This is a genomic window from Priestia sp. JSM ZJ58 (genome assembly GCF_044383985.1).
Classification (GTDB): Bacteria; Bacillota; Bacilli; order Bacillales; family Bacillaceae_H; genus Priestia; species Priestia zanthoxyli.
Genome location: NZ_JBISEM010000001.1, coordinates 2,495,452 through 2,513,470, shown reverse-complemented (window position 1 = coordinate 2,513,470; position 18,019 = coordinate 2,495,452). Strand labels below are relative to the sequence as shown.

General features: G+C 38.8%; 15 protein-coding genes and 3 tRNA genes. 14 read left to right on the top strand and 4 right to left on the bottom strand.

Features of this window, described 5'->3' with window-relative positions; translation table 11 throughout:
* The first annotated feature begins 67 nt into the window (after positions 1-67).
* The 4 genes from ACH6EI_RS13305 to ACH6EI_RS13290 all read left to right on the top strand — a co-directional run bounded on the left by ACH6EI_RS13305 (position 68) and on the right by ACH6EI_RS13290 (position 1,957).
* Positions 68-141 (top strand) — tRNA-Trp (locus ACH6EI_RS13305).
* A gap of 26 nt (positions 142-167) precedes the next feature.
* A tRNA-Leu gene (locus tag ACH6EI_RS13300) sits at positions 168-249 on the top strand.
* Between the two features lie 20 nt (positions 250-269).
* Positions 270-341 (top strand) — tRNA-Gly (locus ACH6EI_RS13295).
* A gap of 215 nt (positions 342-556) precedes the next feature.
* Positions 557-1,957: a Na+/H+ antiporter NhaC family protein gene (locus ACH6EI_RS13290; RefSeq protein ID WP_028413444.1), complete on the top strand. Its 1,401-nt coding sequence runs from the start codon at positions 557-559 to the stop codon at positions 1,955-1,957.
* Positions 1,958-2,153: 196 nt separating this feature from the next.
* Here ACH6EI_RS13290 and ACH6EI_RS13285 read toward each other — a convergent pair whose 3' ends face one another.
* The 3 genes from ACH6EI_RS13285 to ACH6EI_RS13275 are packed head-to-tail and all read right to left on the bottom strand — an operon-like array spanning position 2,154 to position 6,110.
* Positions 2,154-3,254: a GerAB/ArcD/ProY family transporter gene (locus tag ACH6EI_RS13285; RefSeq protein WP_028413443.1), complete on the bottom strand. Its 1,101-nt coding sequence runs from the start codon at positions 3,252-3,254 to the stop codon at positions 2,154-2,156.
* 20 nt (positions 3,255-3,274) lie between these two features.
* Positions 3,275-4,498 carry a Ger(x)C family spore germination protein gene (locus ACH6EI_RS13280; protein WP_028413442.1) on the bottom strand — a complete coding sequence of 408 codons (1,224 nt, stop codon included), beginning with the start codon at positions 4,496-4,498 and terminating at the stop codon, positions 3,275-3,277.
* Entirely contained in the window at positions 4,488-6,110 is a 1,623-nt protein-coding gene (locus ACH6EI_RS13275) for a spore germination protein (RefSeq protein WP_099330957.1), read from the bottom strand. Before ACH6EI_RS13275 ends, ACH6EI_RS13280 begins: the two co-directional genes overlap by 11 nt.
* Before the next feature lie 146 nt (positions 6,111-6,256).
* Here ACH6EI_RS13275 and ACH6EI_RS13270 point away from each other — a divergent pair, with 146 nt between their 5' ends.
* The 6 genes from ACH6EI_RS13270 to ACH6EI_RS13245 all read left to right on the top strand — a co-directional run bounded on the left by ACH6EI_RS13270 (position 6,257) and on the right by ACH6EI_RS13245 (position 12,030).
* On the top strand, positions 6,257-6,481 hold the full coding sequence (locus ACH6EI_RS13270; RefSeq protein WP_028413440.1) for a YczF family membrane protein: 225 nt from the start codon (positions 6,257-6,259) through the stop codon (positions 6,479-6,481).
* 82 nt (positions 6,482-6,563) lie between these two features.
* Positions 6,564-7,076, top strand: a complete 513-nt coding sequence (locus ACH6EI_RS13265; RefSeq protein WP_028413439.1) for a GNAT family N-acetyltransferase — start codon at positions 6,564-6,566, stop codon at positions 7,074-7,076.
* A 188-nt stretch (positions 7,077-7,264) separates the two neighbouring features.
* On the top strand, positions 7,265-7,387 hold the full coding sequence (locus tag ACH6EI_RS13260) for a YjcZ family sporulation protein (RefSeq protein ID WP_013056948.1): 123 nt from the start codon (positions 7,265-7,267) through the stop codon (positions 7,385-7,387).
* 210 nt (positions 7,388-7,597) lie between these two features.
* Positions 7,598-9,724 (top strand): sensor histidine kinase, encoded by a 2,127-nt coding sequence (locus tag ACH6EI_RS13255; RefSeq protein WP_028413438.1) that lies wholly within the window; start codon positions 7,598-7,600, stop codon positions 9,722-9,724.
* 5 nt (positions 9,725-9,729) lie between these two features.
* On the top strand, positions 9,730-11,076 hold the full coding sequence (locus ACH6EI_RS13250; protein WP_028413437.1) for a sigma-54-dependent transcriptional regulator: 1,347 nt from the start codon (positions 9,730-9,732) through the stop codon (positions 11,074-11,076).
* 18 nt (positions 11,077-11,094) lie between these two features.
* On the top strand, positions 11,095-12,030 hold the full coding sequence (locus tag ACH6EI_RS13245) for an ABC transporter substrate-binding protein (protein ID WP_157774330.1): 936 nt from the start codon (positions 11,095-11,097) through the stop codon (positions 12,028-12,030).
* A gap of 65 nt (positions 12,031-12,095) precedes the next feature.
* Here the strand turns inward: ACH6EI_RS13245 and ACH6EI_RS13240 are convergent, their stop codons facing one another.
* Positions 12,096-12,347 carry a hypothetical protein gene (locus ACH6EI_RS13240; protein ID WP_028413435.1) on the bottom strand — a complete coding sequence of 84 codons (252 nt, stop codon included), beginning with the start codon at positions 12,345-12,347 and terminating at the stop codon, positions 12,096-12,098.
* Between the two features lie 201 nt (positions 12,348-12,548).
* Here ACH6EI_RS13240 and ACH6EI_RS13235 point away from each other — a divergent pair, with 201 nt between their 5' ends.
* The 4 genes from ACH6EI_RS13235 to ACH6EI_RS13220 are packed head-to-tail and all read left to right on the top strand — an operon-like array spanning position 12,549 to position 18,013.
* The gene (locus ACH6EI_RS13235) at positions 12,549-13,694 is read left to right on the top strand and encodes a mandelate racemase/muconate lactonizing enzyme family protein (RefSeq protein WP_033578916.1); all 1,146 of its coding nucleotides are present in this window, start codon (positions 12,549-12,551) and stop codon (positions 13,692-13,694) included.
* A 23-nt stretch (positions 13,695-13,717) separates the two neighbouring features.
* Complete coding sequence (gene aldA, locus ACH6EI_RS13230; RefSeq protein ID WP_028413433.1) at positions 13,718-15,151, top strand: aldehyde dehydrogenase; 1,434 nt, start codon at positions 13,718-13,720, stop codon at positions 15,149-15,151.
* Positions 15,152-15,174: 23 nt separating this feature from the next.
* Positions 15,175-16,503 (top strand): lyase family protein, encoded by a 1,329-nt coding sequence (locus ACH6EI_RS13225; protein ID WP_028413432.1) that lies wholly within the window; start codon positions 15,175-15,177, stop codon positions 16,501-16,503.
* A complete protein-coding gene (locus ACH6EI_RS13220) occupies positions 16,487-18,013 on the top strand; it encodes an aldehyde dehydrogenase family protein (RefSeq protein ID WP_028413431.1) in 1,527 nt (508 codons plus the stop codon). The genes ACH6EI_RS13225 and ACH6EI_RS13220 overlap by 17 nt, the downstream gene beginning before the upstream one ends.
* Positions 18,014-18,019: the final 6 nt, after the last annotated feature.

The following is an 18,019-nucleotide window of genomic DNA, read 5'->3' as shown; positions in this document are numbered from 1 at the left end:
TTCCATATATGTTTTATTATAATATAGCGTCGTCAATAAACGAGGTTCTTTTGAAGAAATCATTTCTAGGGGCATAGTTTAAAGGTAGAACTACGGTCTCCAAAACCGTCAGTGTGGGTTCGATTCCTACTGCCCCTGCCATTTTGGAGTTATTTTTCAATTCACACGCGGGTGTGGCGGAATTGGCAGACGCGCTAGACTTAGGATCTAGTGTCTTATGACGTGGGGGTTCAAGTCCCTTCACCCGCATCTTTACTTTTATATATTGCGCGGAAGTAGTTCAGTGGTAGAACACCACCTTGCCAAGGTGGGGGTCGCGAGTTCGAACCTCGTCTTCCGCTTCTTTTCAAAAGCAGTTTGCATGTGCAAACTGCTTTTTTTGTTGTAGAAATAAAGATTTTTACTATGCTGTTTTTAATTAGAAATAGTTTATTCAATCAGTGCTGCTTATACGTATTGCTTTCATGAATATACACATATTATTGGGGTTACATTAAAAGCTAATGAACGATACGTGAAGACGTCTAATATGGTTTTTAAGATAGGGGAGAGTCCTATGGAATCTAGTTGGTTTTCAATTATACCGTTTTTAATTGTTATTCCAATAGCTATTTTCACCAAACAAGTGCTGCCAGGGTTGTTTTTAGGCTTATTAGTAGGCGCTTATTTGATTGATCATTCGATTGTCGGAGGTGTTGAAAAGTTACTTCACTACGTTGTACAAGCTCTTAGAAATAAAAGTAATATAGAAATCGTTGTCTTTTTATACGCGTTTTCAGGGCTTATCGGAATGATTAAGATGGCTGGAGGAGTTAAAGGTTTTGTGGAAACAGCTGCAGAAAGAATTGATACAAGAAAAAAAGCTCTTATTTTAACCTATGTTTCAACCATTGGAACATTCAGTGCTCCCACCTTTCGTTTTGTGACGATCGCGCCCATTATGAGAGCGCTGCTGAAAAAAGTGAAAATGACGACAGCAGAGCTAGGGTTTGTTATTGAAACAACTGCTACTCCTGTTATCGTCTTAATTCCCGTGGCAACGGCATTTGTGGGATATATGGTCTCAATCATTCAAATGGCAATTGATCATCAAGGCATAAAACAAGACGCTTATTCTTTGTTTATTCAAAGCATTCCTTATAATTTCTTTTCGATTGTGATTATTTTAGTAGGGATTTATTTCAGCTTTTTTCATCATTCAACGTCTACGGCTCCTATGAAGCTCGAGGAAGAAGACGAAAAAGATTGGCATGATTGTCATCCTTGCGTATCGAAGGATTTGCCTTCTAAGCCTTGGAATTTGTTAGTACCTTTACTTGTTGTGATTTCACTTACCTTACTTTTAACATGGTGGAGTGGACATCGTAAGAGTCACACCTTTTTTGAAGCATTTATTAAAGCAGACGTGTTAGAAGCGATGGTAGTAGCTTTAATTATGACTACGTTAATTACCCTCATTTTTTTCTTGTTTCAGCGCTTTACATTACAGAATTTGCTTAATGGTTTTATCACAGGAGGCAATGACTTGATGTCCGTTATTTTGTTGTTATCGGTAGTATGGGGATTATCCGCTGTGACAGAAGACTTAGGTTTTTCAAATTTCGTGACGGCACATTCTAAGTGGATTCCTCAAATGTTTGTCACTCCGTTCATGTTTATCTTTGGAGCCGCTATTTCTTACTTTATCGGATCTGCTTGGGGAACGTGGGGGATTTTAATGCCGCTTGGCGTATCGCTTGCAAGTTCTGCAGATCTTTCTTTGCCGTTAATTATCGGTGCGGTGTTTGCGAGCGGTTCCTTTGGAGCGTTTTCTTCACCTTTAAGCGATGATACGAATACCATCGCCAAAATATTAGATTTATCTGTTATTGAATATGCCAAATATAAATTAAAGCCAGCTTTAATTGCAGCGGGAATAACAGTTGCTTTCTATCTTGTTGTATCTTTCTTATTTTGAATGAGAAAAATAGCCGTCTAGTATCAATTTTTCATTTTTTTAATTTAAAGTATGCATACAGTCCTAATGACAGGCACACTAGGATGATACAAGTAAGCGGAAATAAGATGGTATTAACAAAATGATCATAAAACCATATATACACGCACATCACCTCAATAATTTTAACGCCATTTTTTTATTTAGTAGAGATACACTATCTGTGCTGCTTCTTCCTATTCTTCAAAAAGGCGATAATCAGAAGCAGTAGGGGTACGATAGAAAATAGCGGCATATGCAAAAGAAATCTCGCTACGTGTAGTCCTTCATAAAGGTGTTCTTGAAAATTACTAGCGATTGTAATCGACAAAAATAACACAATGATGCCTAAAGGATACGCTAGACGTGAAGGAGATTTAATTTTAAATAAAGTAGCTGTACCTATTATAGAAGCATAAAACAAGATGCTAACTTTGAAATAAATCCCAATCACCATAGCGAACATAAAAAATACATCTAGACGCTCTAAAAAATCAGCTACTTGGATCGTTTGGACAGTACTAAGAAGAGGGAACTGTGATCTTGTCGTCAGATCAACTCCAAGCACGCTAATGTTAATGATCATCGTAATAATTAGATTAATTCCGCTTAATCCCGTTGCGCATAGCATGGTGACACTCGCTTTTTTGGGATTGCTCAAATAAGGAAGAAGCATGGTAAATACAATAGCCTCTGTGAAAGGAAAATACAGCGTTTCGGTTAAAGCAATTTTTGCAACAGGGAGCACTCCTTCTTTTAATACCGGCTGTAAGTTCTTAAAATCAATTAATCCTGAGCTAATAATTAAAATGAAGCCTGCAACAGCCAGAAAATACATAAAAATAAACAGAAGCTCTCCTGACCTCGCTATCGCTTCAATTCCTTTTCGTGTTATATAGATAATGACCAGCATTAATAAAGCATTAGCAATAAATAAAGGCGTATCGGGATAAGCAAAAGTAAGAAGCATTTCTCCGAAATCTCTTAGAACTCGTGATGCATCGTATAAAAAATAAACAATATATACGAATGCAAGAAGCGTTCCCAGTACCTTACCTAAAATTTTCTGCATATACTCTGTAGGCAGGAGGTCCGGATAGTAGGAATAGAGCTTATGATAGACTAAGAAGAAAAAAAAGCTGAACAGCATTCCAATTAAAATAGCTAGCCATGCATCTTGCTTCGCTCTCATTGCAAGAGGAACTAATAAAGCGCTCCCCAGTTCGAATAATACCATGAGAATGAATAATTGAGTGGCGCTGATTTTTGCTTTTTCCATATAGCCAGAACCTCCTTACCTCATTGTTGTTTTTCTTTTACGCTAGAGAGAAACGATTTATTGCGCAGACCCGTTCGGCGAATGTAAGCTTCTACTGTAACGTCTACATCTAATTTTGGAAAATAAACGTCATCCCATTCTGATTTGAATTTTTCCCACTGATTGGGGCGCGTGCGTTCCAGTGCTTCTCCAAACCCAAAGATGTCAACTTTGTCTGTCTGAGCTTGTTTAATAGCTGTTTGTAATTCTTTTTTTATTTCTTTACCTGCAGCTTTTTCCATTTTTTTGATTACGGCAGGTTGACGTGTATCAACAGGGACCTCCACTTCTCCAAGATCGCCTTCTACGCGAGTGTGAACGGACACGTAAGGTTTTCCTTTTTTCATTTTTACAGATACATCCGTTTTTTGACGAACTGTTTGATAGGCAAGCGCTTCTTTTTTTCCTTTCCAATCTATATTAATATCCGTTCCTTGTATTTTATCAAGAATCCAAACGCTGCCTCTGGCTGGACTATTGTACAACCAGTCGATTAACTTTCCATTTTTAAAAACAGCAATGCCAGAAGCACGAAGGGTAGCTTCTGGTGCGCTTTGCTGGAGGTTATCTAATTTTTCTGCTTGTTGAGGATTTCCAACTAAACGAAAACCCGAGACTAGTGCTTCTCCTCCGGGAGATTCGAGAGACCTCATCACTTCTTGAAAGGAAACCTTTAGATTTTCTCCCCATTTTCTTTGAGTGAACTCCAGCGTTTTCATAATTTTGTTTGCTGGAATTTTATCGACAGGCGTTAGTGCTTTTACCAAATCAGCAGCACTTGACTGGTTTGCGATGACTAGGGAAGTCGTAATTCGAAATTCAGGATCGCGATCAATAGAATCAATAAGAATGTTAATTCCTTCTTCACGCGCTAGTTTTTCTCCGATCACGACTAAGTTGGTATGGGCATAATAAAGTCTTCGGGAAATTCTAGCTGAAGCGCGTCTGCTTGCTTCAACTAAATTATCGCCAGAAGCAGAATAGATCGTAACAGGCGGACTTTGGGTACCGCCGCCCCCTTGTAAGCCAGCTACGTTTCCCGGGTTAATAATTTGAAAGGTAAGCTCATACCGTCCGTTTTTCGTTTTATCAATGCCCATTGCCGATACAAATGCAAGGTCTGTTAATTCTTTTTTACTCCAGCAGCTCGTAAGCAATACCATCATTATGGTCATTACCAGTAAAAATAAACTTTTACGTTTCATTTTGATCACCTTTTTCAAGTTCCTGGTTAATCATACCTCTTGAAGAAGGAGGCTCAGGCTTTTGATGTTTGCTTTGACGAACTTTGTTATCACTAATTAATTTAGGTCTTCTTCTCATCGTCCACCAAGGTAACCGCAGCAATGTATCTTCATTGCTTGCAGGAATAAAGGGTGCTAATGGGGTCATGTAAGGAACACCAAATGAACGTAAGCTGCATAGGTGTCCAACCCCCATTAAAAGAATAAGGATAATGCCATAGAAACCGAATGTAGCCGCTCCTAGTATAAATAAAAAACGAATTAAACGCGCTGAAATAGCCATATCGAAAGATGGTGTGGCAAAGCTAGCAATGGCTGTAATCGATACAATAATAACCATAGCTGGTGAGACAATCCCTGCTTGAACTGCTGCTTGCCCAATAACAAGAGCTCCAACGATCGATACAGCTGAGCCGATAGCTTTTGGTAAACGAATACCTGCTTCACGCAAAATTTCAAAGGTGACTTCCATAAAAAAAGCTTCCACGAACGCGGGAAATGGAACGGATTCTCGCTGTGCTGCAAGAGCTACAATAAGCGTTGTAGGTACCATCTCTTGATGAAATGTTGTAACCGCTACATACGTAGCAGGCGCGATAAGTGAAATCATAAACATAAACACCCGCAAAAGACGAATGGACGTGGCAATATCAAAGCGTGCGTAGTAATCTTCAGCCGATTGGAAAAATTGAATGAACAACGCTGGAGCAATAAGGACAAAAGGAGTTCCGTCCACAAAAATAGCAATTCTTCCTTCCAAAAGGTTACCCGCCACCACATCGGGTCTTTCTGTGTTGTAAATAGTGGGAAAAGGAGTGACCGTTTGATCTTCAATCAGCTGCTCAACATAACCTGATTCCAAAATACTATCAATATCAATGTTTTTTAATCGCTTTCGAATTTCTTTCACAACTTTATCGTTTGCGATGCCATGAATATACATAAGAGTGACATCCGTTTTAGTTACTCGGCCAATCTTCATCGACTCTAGCCATAAGTCGGGTGTTTTAATAATTCGGCGCACCATGGCTAAGTTTGTGCCAATAGACTCAGTAAAGGCACCTTTTGGTCCCCGCACTACCATTTGGGTAGTAGATTCTGAAATGGCACGCTTTTCACCGCCTTGTGTACTCACGCTGAGTACGCGGTTTATGCCGTCGACAATAAGAAGGCTATCGCCTGACATCAAAGAAGAAAGTAAATCATTCCAGTTGTCTGCAAACGATACGTTGCCGATTGTGACGATGTCTTCGGAGATTAACTCTAATGCATTTTGATCGTTTAGGTCATTTTTTTGATTATCTTTCATCAGAGACTGCAGTAAGTAATCTTGAATAGCCTGATTATCTACAATCCCTTCTATATAGACGATAGCAGCAGCCAAGCTGTTATTGACACCTAGTTTAAAATGACGAATCACAATATCTGAGCTGTTTCCAGTTTTCTTTTTAATTAAGGTAAGGTTCTCCGACAGCAGATTCTTAAGAGAAGAAGCTGTTTGTTCGCTGTTTGTTTGATCTGCCTGAGGTTCAAGCTTATTTTTAAGTTTTTGATTTTTAAAAAACGAAGGCATAAATGAAAGCACCCTTACTATAGTTTTTATTAATTTGACCAAAAACCGTATAATTATGTAATTTTTAACAAAATATCTTTTGCATGACGGTAAATGAAAATGACGACCCTATGAGGTAAGTAACCATTAGGTAAGGAGTGAAAGGAATGAAAATTATTGGAGTTAGCCTGCTGCTATTTGGATCTGTGATTGCTCTTTCTGTAGGAATTGATCTTTTTCAAGGAGCGAACGTACTGCAGGCACTATACAATGCTTTAAGCCCGTTTCGTGTAATGGAAGTGGCCGAATTATTTGTCCTTTTTTCTCTTTTGTTTTTCTTTTTTGCAGAGTCGCTTTACCTTGTTTTAAAGAAGCGTCAACAAAAGCACTAGTAACTTGGTGCAAAGAGGTTTTTATCTCTTCGCTATCGAAACAAGCGTATAGAAAGATAGCTTTGAGATAGGGGAGAACCACATGAACATTGAGACTAGCAGACTACTAATACGCAAATTTAAATATGAAGATTGGCAAGATGTCTACACATATACTTCTGATGCTAATGTCATGAAATACATACCAGAAGGTGTTTTTAGTAAGGATGATGCGAAGAAATTTGTAAATGAAAATATGAAAGAAAACGTTAAAAATTTTCCAGTTTTATTAAAAAACGAAAAAATCCTAATTGGTCATATCGTCTTTTTCAACTATTTTGAGGACCATACTTATGAAATTGGCTGGGTATTTAATTCCCTCTATCATCAGAAAGGATATGCGTCAGAAGCGGCAAAAGCAATCGTGGACTATGGCTTTAATACAATGAAACTGCATCGGGTTATTGCTACTTGTCAACCTGAGAATATTTCTTCTTATCGTGTTATGGAGAAGATCGGGATGAGAAGAGAAGGGTATTTCAAAAAATGTATTCCAACTGAAAAAGGATGGTGGGATGAATATTATTACGCGATTTTAAAGGAAGAGTGGAAATGAGCTTTACTCTTAAGGAATTACATTTTACGAGTTGTAAAGATGAAAACAAGCCCAATTTTTAAAAAATGAGCAGGACAGCAAACCAAAACGTCTAGGCAGACATACAATAACCTATCCATGAGAAACACCCCATGTTTGAACCTTCTTTGTTTTAGCAACAGAAAATTACGTTGAAAGGGAGTGCTTGTATGTCTAATGCTGGATGTGGATTTGGTTCTGGTTTCGCTTTATTAGTTGTATTATTTATTCTATTAGTAATTATCGGATGTAGTTGTTATAGCGGTGGTTACGGTGGCGGCTACGGCTGCTAATTAGATCACTGAATAGCCTAAAGAAATTTCTTTAGGCTTTTTTGTGTTTTAAACGTCCGTTAGCTTTTAAGAGAATTACTTACCCATTAGCGGCTATGATGAACGGTTGAACAATTAAAAACCCTATTACGATCGATATCTGCTATACTTTTAATAAAGATAATAACGCTTACATTTATGAAGAAGCAAACAAAAAAGAGAGGGCATAAGGTGAACTTTCCTATTTCGAAAAGTATTACAACTAAATATCTTCTTTTATTTACGGTTATTTTAATTGTACCGGGCATCATCATTTATTACATCATTACGGGTTATGCAAGCAAAATTATTAAAGAAGATGTAAAGGTTCAAAACATTGCAAGTAAAGATATTATAGCTAAAAGGCTGAATTCAGAAATTGAGCATGTGGCTTCGCAGCTGCAGCTTATTGCAGGAGAGGGGCTAGAGTCAGATCTTAACATAAATAGAATGTATAACCGAGCTAAACAAGCAAATTCACAAAGTTCAGTTATTCATTCCATTTACTATATCAATGAACAAAAACGCGTAAAGTTTGAAACGCCTTTTGCTTCAAGTCAAAACAATTTAATTTATCATCACCCTAATTTTACCCAGGTGTATTGGACACATACGTACGCTTTATCGGATCTTATTCAAAATTATCGTCATCAAAAAGTAGTAACCATTTCTGTACCCGTTCTTACTAAGGATAAAGAATTTAAAGGAATTATTGTTGCAGAACTAAGCCGGGATTATTTATCAGAGGTGTTAAAAAGCGTCAGCCTGTCACGAGGACACTTCGGTTTTTTAGCAGATCGCAAAGGAAATGTCATCGCATCTACAAGCGATAAGCAGCTTAACAAGAAGTTTTCAGTAGACAAAATACCAAACGTTTCTGGCTATACTCAAATAAATCATAATGGACAAGAGAGTTTAGCAGCTTATCAAACGAACCAAGAAGGCTGGAACTTGGTTTATGGTGTACCGACTAACGTAGCCTTTTCTCCTTTACATAAATTATCTCTTTTACTGCGCGTTAGTTTTATTAGTATATTGCTGCTTGCTTTATTTTTTATATGGTTAGGCATCAAAAATATTTTACAGCCAATCGTAAAGCTTACAAGCTATGCAAAAACGTACCGGAATTCTCAAACGTTCGTGCCATTAAATAAAGAAGCGCCGGCAAGGGATGATGAGCTGAGTATATTGACACGTACAATTATTGAAATGGGAAATAGCAATTATGAAAAACAAAAAATGCTTGAGCAAAGTGAGAGATACCTTCACGATGTATTAGAAGGAATTCCTTATGGAATTATTACAATTGACCCGAGGAGTAAAATTACATACGTGAATCAGCAGTTTGAAAGAATGGTTGCTTTTCAGCGTCAGGACATGATTGGTGTTAACTTAGAAGATTTACCAATAAAATCGGAAAGCGTAGATTTTATTTTGCTTCACACATTGGCATCGGGAAAAGACATGGAAGAGGTAGAAAGCTATATTCTCGATTCAGACGGCAGAAAAAGAATTGTTAAAGTTACGACCTCTACTTTTTATACCGACACAAGTGAAGTGATGGGGATTATCGCGGTCATGCAAGATATTACCGAAATAAAGCAGTTACAGCTAAGACTGCAGCAAAGTGATAAGCTGGCGTCTATTGGGCAAATTACGGCAGGAATTGCCCACGAAATAAAGAATCCTCTAGCCATTTTATCAGGATCAGCTGAACTTTTGCTAGATGAAGCGGAAGAAAGCGCCTGCTCAGAAGAAGTAAAAGAGCTTGCTGCGGATGTATTCATCGTTGTAAACCGTCTCAAAGAGATTACAAATAATTTTCTTAATTTTGCAAACATGAGTCAAAAGGAAAAGAAGGAAGTGTCACTTGTACAAGTGTTAGAAGAAGTGTTTCATTTACTGCGTTTAAAGTGTAATGAAGCAAACATTAGCATTGTAAAAGACTTTGAAGAAAAATGTTTGATTGCAGGGGTCTATGATCAATTGATTCAAGTGTTTTTAAATATTGTCTTAAACGCAATGGAAGCAATGGATGAGGGCGGGTATATTATCGCTTCCATTCAAACGATGAATATGAACGAAGAATATGTGGTTGTTCGTATAGAAGATACGGGTTCAGGCATTAACAAGCAGGACTTAGAGTGGCTGTTTAATCCCTTTTACTCAACGAAAGAAACAGGTTCAGGACTAGGGTTAACGATTGCAAGAGATATTGTAAAAGAACATGGAGGAGAATTATTTATTGAAAGTATAGAAGGCAAAGGGACAACCATTACATGTCGTTTTCCCAAACAGAAAAATACAAAAGGAGGCTAAAAAACATGGAGAATAAGTGCAGTGTGTTAATGATTGATGATGAACAGAACCTTTGTAAGCTGGTAGCCAAAAAGCTTCAGAAATCTGGTTTTCATACGCACGCGGCATATACTGGAGGAAAAGGAATCGAAATGGCTAAAACGCTGGATATCGATGTGGTGATACTAGATTATATGCTTCCGGATATGACGGGGATCGATGTGTTAAAGAAGTTAAAAGAGGTAACGCAATCAAAAGTAATCATGCTTACTGCATACGGAAATGTTGAGAGCGCTGTGCAATCTATGAAAATAGGGGCTGCTGATTATTTGAATAAGCCTGTTGAACTTGAAGAACTAAAGAATATTATTGCTTCGCTATGTACGGACAAGCAACCGGATGCCGTGATGGAAAAAGGTAAAGACAAAGACTTTATTTCAAAAAGCTCAGAAATGAACAAGTTAGTGGAAATGGTAGAGTACGTAAAAGATACAGACGCTAGCATTTTAATTCTAGGTGAAAGCGGAGTAGGTAAAACCGCGATGGCTAAATGGATACATGAGCAGAGTCATAGAAAAAACAATCCTTTTGTGGCTATCAACTGCGCAGCCATACCAGAAGCCCTTCTTGAAAGTGAACTGTTTGGCTATAGAAAAGGAGCGTTTACAGGGGCTGCTTCTTCTCAAAAAGGAAAGTTTTCTGCTGCGGACGGCGGTACAATCTTTTTAGATGAAATTGGAGAAATTTCGTTAAGCATGCAGGCAAAGCTATTGCATGTAATCGAAGAAAAAAAAGTAATGCAGCTCGGAAGCAACGAGTATGAATCCTTGGACGTCCGAATTATTTCAGCTACAAATAAACCGCTTCAACAGTTAGTAGAACAAAAGAAATTTCGGGAAGATTTATACTATCGATTAAATTTAATGGAGATCACCATTCCTCCTCTAAGGCACCGAAAAGAAGATATTGAGCCGCTCATTCATCACCACATTATAAAGTTAAATACAAAATACAATAAGACGCTTGCTGTTTCAAACGCGGCACTTCAACAGCTAATTTCTTATGAGTGGCCGGGAAATATTCGTGAGCTGTTAAATGCGATTGAAAGAGTTCATATTTTAAAACGGTATGGGACAATTGAGCTCTCTGATTTAACATATCTTTTTAATAAGCAAGAGTCTCATTCATATAGGAATCAGCAGGTGAAAGCAAAACAAACAAACTTATCACATGCATTAGGTGAAGTAGAGGAAGAAATGATTAAAAACGCTCTTGAAGAAATGAAAGGCAATCAAACGAAAGCAGCTCAAAAACTAGGAATTGCTCGCCATACGTTAATTTATAAAATGAAAAAAATGGGTCTTAAATTTTAGAAAAAGGATATGAAAGAAATGACCTATCGTAAAATATTCAGCTTACTAGTACTGTGTTTTACAGTACTGGGAGCATGTCAGCAGCACAGTACTACCCCTCTTAGGGAAGAAAAGAAGTCTCTCGATTCTGTTAGTATTACAGTTGGGTCGAAATCTATGACAGAGCAATATCTACTAATGAAAATGACCGCGCTTCTATTAAAAGAACAAGGAGCTACTGTACACGAAAGGCGCTTTTTAGACAGCGATTCTATTCGAAAAGCAAGCTTGGCGGGCTATATTGATATGTACTGGGAATATACGAGTACGGCAAGGATTGTGCATCAAAACCAAGAGCCGGTTTATAATGAAAAAAAGTTGTATCAGCTGGTGAAAGAAACGGATGCGAAAAACCACTTAACGTGGCTGAACACTAGCCATTTTAACAGCAGCTGGGGGGTTTTAGTTAACCGTTCTTTTGCAAAGGAGCATCATTTAAACTCTGTTTCTGACTTGATTTCCTACATAAAAAAGCAAAATAAAGAAGTAAAGATAGCTACAAACAATGAATTTCTAAAAAGAAAAGACGGCTTGATGCAATTAGCTAATAACTATGAGTTAAAGTCCGTTTCAACTGAAATCATTGGAATCGATTCAGAAATTATTCCTTTGGCGGTGAAAGAAGGCAGAGTAGACGTAGGGATTGGAATGATATCTGATAGTCGAATTCAAGCATACGGCCTTGTGTTACTAAAGGAAGATCAATCTCTTTTTCCGCCTTATTATGCGGCTCCTGTAGTAAAACAATCATTAGCAAGCCGTTATCCGTCTGTTGTTTCCACTTTAAATGAACTATCAAGTAAACTAACGAATAAAAAGATGGTAGAGCTGAATTACCAAGTTGATATTTTACACAAAGACGTATCAGATGTTGCCTATAAATTTTTACTGGAAAATCACTTGATTACTCGTTGATAGATATAATAAAAAAAGAGGCTGGGACAAAAGTAGTTGAGCCCAAGTAAAAAACGAACCATTCATCAACCTGTTTGATGAGTGGTTCGTTTTTTTTGTGATGGTGCATATAGTTTTATTTGTTTCGTTGCTTCTAGCAGTTGATTTGGAGGGCAAGGCGAAGACTCCTGCGGGAAAAGCGGAACAGGTGAGACCCCGCAGGAGCGAAAGCGACGAGGAGGCTCAGCGGCCGCCCGCGGAAAGCGAAGTCTTGCACGGAAATCAATTGCGGTGTCATAAGCAGTCCAGCTCATGTATCTCATTTGTTCGTCTTTCAATTGGATTTATTTCGTTATGTCTCAACCTCTTTTTTATTGTAGAGTGTAGAAAATTTCTACAGTTAATTGTGTGAATTTTCTACAATTTATTTTTTGTTTTCTATTAAGTATTGATTACATCAATCATTTAAACTTGGCACGCATCTTGCAATAGATATAAGTGAAAGTAAAAATGCTGAAATGTAAGGAGATTAGTATTCAATGAAAATTACGGGAATAGAGATCAAACATTATTTACTGCCTTTAAATCCGCCTTTTAAAGCAGCTTGGGACCCCGAGCCCCGCAAGAAGTTTGCTTCTACCGTTGTCTATGTACATACGGATGAAGGAATAACGGGAGTGGGATCAGGAGATTTAATGATGGGGCTTGAGGGACATGAACATTTGTTTATCGGTCAAGATCCTTTTGCCATTGAACGACATGCACAAGTGATACAAAATATAGATTTTCACTATGGAAGATGCTGGCCGCTTGATTTAGCTCTATGGGATTTGATGGGAAAAGCAACAAAACAGCCCGTCTATAAACTGCTTGGAGCCCGATCTAACAAGCTTCTCGCTTATGCTTCAACGGGAGAAATCGTGACTCCTGAAGAACGTGCGGAACGTGCGGTTCGATTTGTAGAGCAAGGGTTCAAAGCAATGAAAATTCGTTTTCATCACAAAGATGTAAAAGACGATATTCAAGTAGTGGAAGCGGTCAGAAAAGCAGTTGGCGACAAGCTAGAAATTATGGTTGACGCAAATCAAGGATGGAAAATGCCTTGGGACGTTGAACGGACGTGGGATTTAAAAATGGCCTATCAAGTAGCGAAAGAACTCGAAGAGCTGAAAGTTTTTTGGCTTGAAGAACCACTGCCTTCTCATCAGTTTGAACTGATGGCAAAACTTCGGGATTCAGTAGGTATTCGAATCGCAGGGGGAGAGATGAACCGTCATATGCATGACTTTAGAGAGTTGAACAAAGTAAATGCATTAGACGTTTATCAGCCGGATGTAGCATTGTCAGGAGGAATTACGCAAACGAAAAAAGTTGCGGATCTTGTTCAAGGAAGCGGCGCTTGGTTCAGCCCGCATACATGGACAAACGGCATTGGTTTACTGGCAAATTTACATCTAGCAGCGGCGGTCAGCCACTGTCCGTATTTAGAATTTCCTTATGATCCTCCGGCATGGTCTAACGAACGGAGAGATTATATTCAGCAAAAACCACTTATGATCGACAAAGATGGTTACTTAGTAGCTCCAGAACAGCCGGGTTTAGGTATCGATTTGGATGAAGAAGCTTTAAAGCAGTACGAAATTAATCATTTCTACGTGGGTGAAAAAAATACAGTTTCTATTTAACTGATATAAAGGGTGAACACAAAATGAAGAAATATAGTGCTTATATAAACGGAGAATTTGTTCAAAGCAGCAATCAAATGAATGTTACGTACCCAGGAACGGGTGAAGTCGTAGCCCAAGTCTCTTCCTGCAGTATAGAAGAAACAGAGCACGCTGTTTATTGCGCTAAACAAGCTTTTAAAGAGTGGAAGCTTCGTCCTTCATATGACCGGTCTGAACAAATTAAAAAATTTTTAACAAACATGAAAACAGAAGAACATATTGAACGCATTGGAACAGCTATTACACAGGAAATGGGAAAACCTTTAAATGCAGCGAAATCAGAGGTGTTTTACGGAGCGGAGCTTGGCGAATACCAAACTCAGTGGGCAAGACGCATTGAAGGTCACGTAGTAGACAGCGATAACGTAAAAGAAAAGATTATTTCTTATAAAGAGCCTCTTGGCGTAGTCGCGGTGATTGTACCTTGGAATTTTCCAATTTATGTTTTGATGAGAAAAATCGTGCCGGCGCTTGTCGCAGGTAATACGGTTGTAGTCAAGCCAAGCGTAAAATCTTCTTTATCTGCTTTAGCATTAGCGGAGTGCATTCATCAATCCGGCTTTCCAAAAGGTGTTATTAATATCGTAACAGGTATGGATGACATTGTAGGAGAAACGTTAACTTCATCTCCTGATGTGAACATGGTGACATTTACCGGAAGTACTAAAGTAGGCAAAGGCATTATGGAAAAATGCTCTCGTCATATGATCCGGACATCGCTTGAATTAGGCGGAAAAGCTCCTGCTATTGTAATGGAAGATGCCGATATTGATTTAGCGGTTGAAGCAATTAAGGGAGGCAGGTTAGCTAACTCCGGTCAAGTCTGCAATAATACTGAGCGTGTATACGTTCATAAAAGTGTAAAAGAAGCGTTTACTACTAAACTATTGAAAGCGTTTCAAAATGTAGAAGTGAAAGATGGTTTGGCTAATCCAGATGCAGAAATGAGCTGTCTGATTAACAAATCTGAAGCAAATCGCGTTCATCAAATGGTACTTGAGGCCGCAGAAGAAGGAGCCGCTATATTATGCGGAGGCTATTTGCTAGAGGAATTAGGTGACAGCTTTTATCCGCCAACGCTGTTAGATCAGTGCACGCAACAAATGAACATCGTGCAAAAAGAAGTGTTTGGACCCGTTCTTCCAATTATCTCGTTTGAATCTCTTGAAGAAGCAATTGATCTAGCGAACGATTCTGAATACGGCTTAACCGCTAATGTATATACATCCAGCTATCGCTACGTAATGGAGCTGACTACGCAGCTAGAATGCGGTGAAGTATACGTGAACCGCCAGCAGGGCGAGGCGTATCAAGGCTATCACTCCGGCTGGAAGCAGTCGGGAATCGGCGGAGACGATGGCAAGCATGGATTTGAAGAGTTTTTACAGGTAAAAACAGTTTATATGAAATTTTAATTTTAAAAAGCAGGTGAACACAGGTGGAGAAAACGCGTGTGGAAGAAGATAGTGTAGGAAAAGTTGAGCTCCCAGCAGAGGTTTTGTATGGCATTCAGACGGCCCGGACAATTGAAAATTTATCATTTTCTAATAAAAGATTGCATGAATATCCGGACTACGTGTATGCACTGTTAACCGTAAAAAAAGCAGCTGCCTTAACAAATGTAGAAGCTAGCGTAATTCCAAAAGACATTGGAGAATCCATATCAAATGCATGTGACCAATTGCAAAGCACTGCTTATCAACATCATTTTTTGATTGATGTGCTGCACGGCGGAGGCGGTATTGGGACGAATATGAATGTGAACGAAGTAATAGCAGGCTGGATAAACCAGCAGTGGCCACATCATCTTCCCGTTCATCCGATTGAACATGTAAATGCATCTCAATCAACTTCTGATGTTTGTCATACCGCTATTCGAATTGCGATTATTAAAAGCTATCATTTTTTAGAAAAAGAAATGGAGCATCTCCATTCTATTCTTCAAAAAAAGATTGAAGAGTTCCAGCCTGTGATGACAATCGCAAGGACTTGCTTGCAAGATGCGATGAGTATTTCGCTTAGTAATATATTCAGCGGATATGAAGCGGTTTTTTCACGGCGTACGCACTATTTAAAAAGAGCTGCAGAAGAACTGCACGCTGTTAATCTTGGAGGTACGGTTATTGGCTCTGGGACGGGAGCATCAGAAATATACCGAAGTAAAGTCGTTCAGCAGCTGTCTCGTCTATCTGGTATGGGGCTTTACCACCGCGCTAATTTATTTGATGCAGCACAAAATATTGATGATTTAGCTAATGTTTCGAACGAATTAAAACAGCTGGCTACATCTTTTATAAAATTTGCTAAAGATTTAAGACTGCTGTCTTCCGGACCAGAAGCTGGCTTTGGAGAAATTCAATTGCCGTCTGTTCAAGCAGGTTCCTCATTTTTTCCGGGCAAAGTCAACCCGGTTGTACCAGAAACGTTGATTCAATGCTGTTTTCAAGTGTTAGGGTGTGACAGAACCGTTCAAGCTGCCCTTGAACATGGAGAATTGAATTTAAATGTATTTGAAGGAGCTGCTGGAATTAATATTTTAGACAGCATTCAGTTTTTAACAAAAGCTGTAAGGAATTTTGCGACTTTTTGTGTGCAAGATTTATCAGCTAATTCAGAGCGCTGTCAGCAGCTTTCTCAATCGTTTATTCCATTGATTGTAGAAATGAAAGAAAAGCATGGCTACAGCCGCGTTGCAGATCGTTTAAAAAAGACAGGATATGAAGGACTCAAAAAATGGAGGGAACGTGAATATGACAAAACTAAATGAAAAAACCTTATTTAAAGGAATGGAACAACCTGCATTGGTATGGGCAAAAGAGTGGCTGAAAGAGCCTAAAAAACTATACATCAACGGCAAGTGGCAAGAGAGTTCAAGCGGCGAATTAATAGATTCTATTAACCCTGCAAACGGAGAAATTAATGGTCAAATTCAAAGTGCAGCAAAACAAGATATCGATGAAGCAGTAGCCTCAGCTAGACACGCGTTTGACCACGGTCCTTGGCCAAGCGTTACAAGAAAAGAACGCGCGCGAATCTTAAGAGAAATAAGCAGCTTAATTAAAAAACATCAGGCAGAGCTCGCCACATTAGAGTCTCTTGATAACGGCAAGCTTTATACAGAATCATACCATGATGATGTGCAAGAAGCGTCCGATTTATTTGAGTATTACGCTGGCTGGACGGATAAATATTACGGTGAAAATAATCCGGTGGAAGGAGATTTTGTGAGTTATACAACCCGCGATCCGATCGGTGTATGCGGTCAAATTGTACCATTTAACTTTCCAATCGATATGGCCGCATGGAAACTAGCGCCGGCTCTAGCAATGGGGAACACCGTTATTTTAAAGCCGTCTAGCACCACATCTTTTTCTGCGATTCGCTTGGTAGAAATCATCGATGAAGCAAACATCTTACCGCCAGGTGTTTTAAATTTAATTCTAGGAAAAGGATCGATTGGTTCTCATATCAGCCGTCATATGGGAGTTGATAAAGTATCTTTTACTGGAAGCACAGGAGTAGGCAAACAATTGGTTCACGATTCTGCTGACTCTAATTTAAAGCCTGTCACGCTTGAGCTTGGAGGGAAATCACCTAATATTATCTTTAGCGATGCACCGGATTTGAATGAAGCGATTGAACGTTCTTTTTACGGCTTGTTTACACATAAAGGAGAAAAATGCTCAGCGCCTACGCGCTTGTTAGTACAGCGTGACATTTATAAGCAAGTAGTTGATAAGCTAGCAGATTATGCAAATAGCTACAAGTGCGGCAACCCTTTTGATCCTGATTCAAATCAAGGAGCTCAAGTCTCTGAATCTCATATGCAGTCAATCTTGCACTATATCGAGAGTGGCATACGTGAAGGAGCTACGCTAGCAGCGGGCGGCGAGCGCGATATGAGCGGAGATAATAAGCACGGGTATTTTATCCGTCCTACTATTTTTGCAGATGTTGATAATAAGATGACTATTGCACAAGAAGAAATTTTTGGCCCTGTCCTGTGTGTGATTCCATTTGATACAGAAGATGAAGCGGTGCAAATTGCGAATGATACGATTTATGGTTTAGCAGCTGGACTCTGGACAAAAGATGTATCAAGAGCCAATCGTGTAGCAAAAAAGCTAGAAGCAGGCATGGTTTTTATCAATAAATACGGCTGCTATGATTTTGCTAGCCCGTTTGGAGGATGGAAACAAAGCGGATGGGGGAAAGAATATGCGATTCATTCTCTTCAATCTTACACAAAAGTAAAAGCAATATGGATGGCTTATTAAATTAAA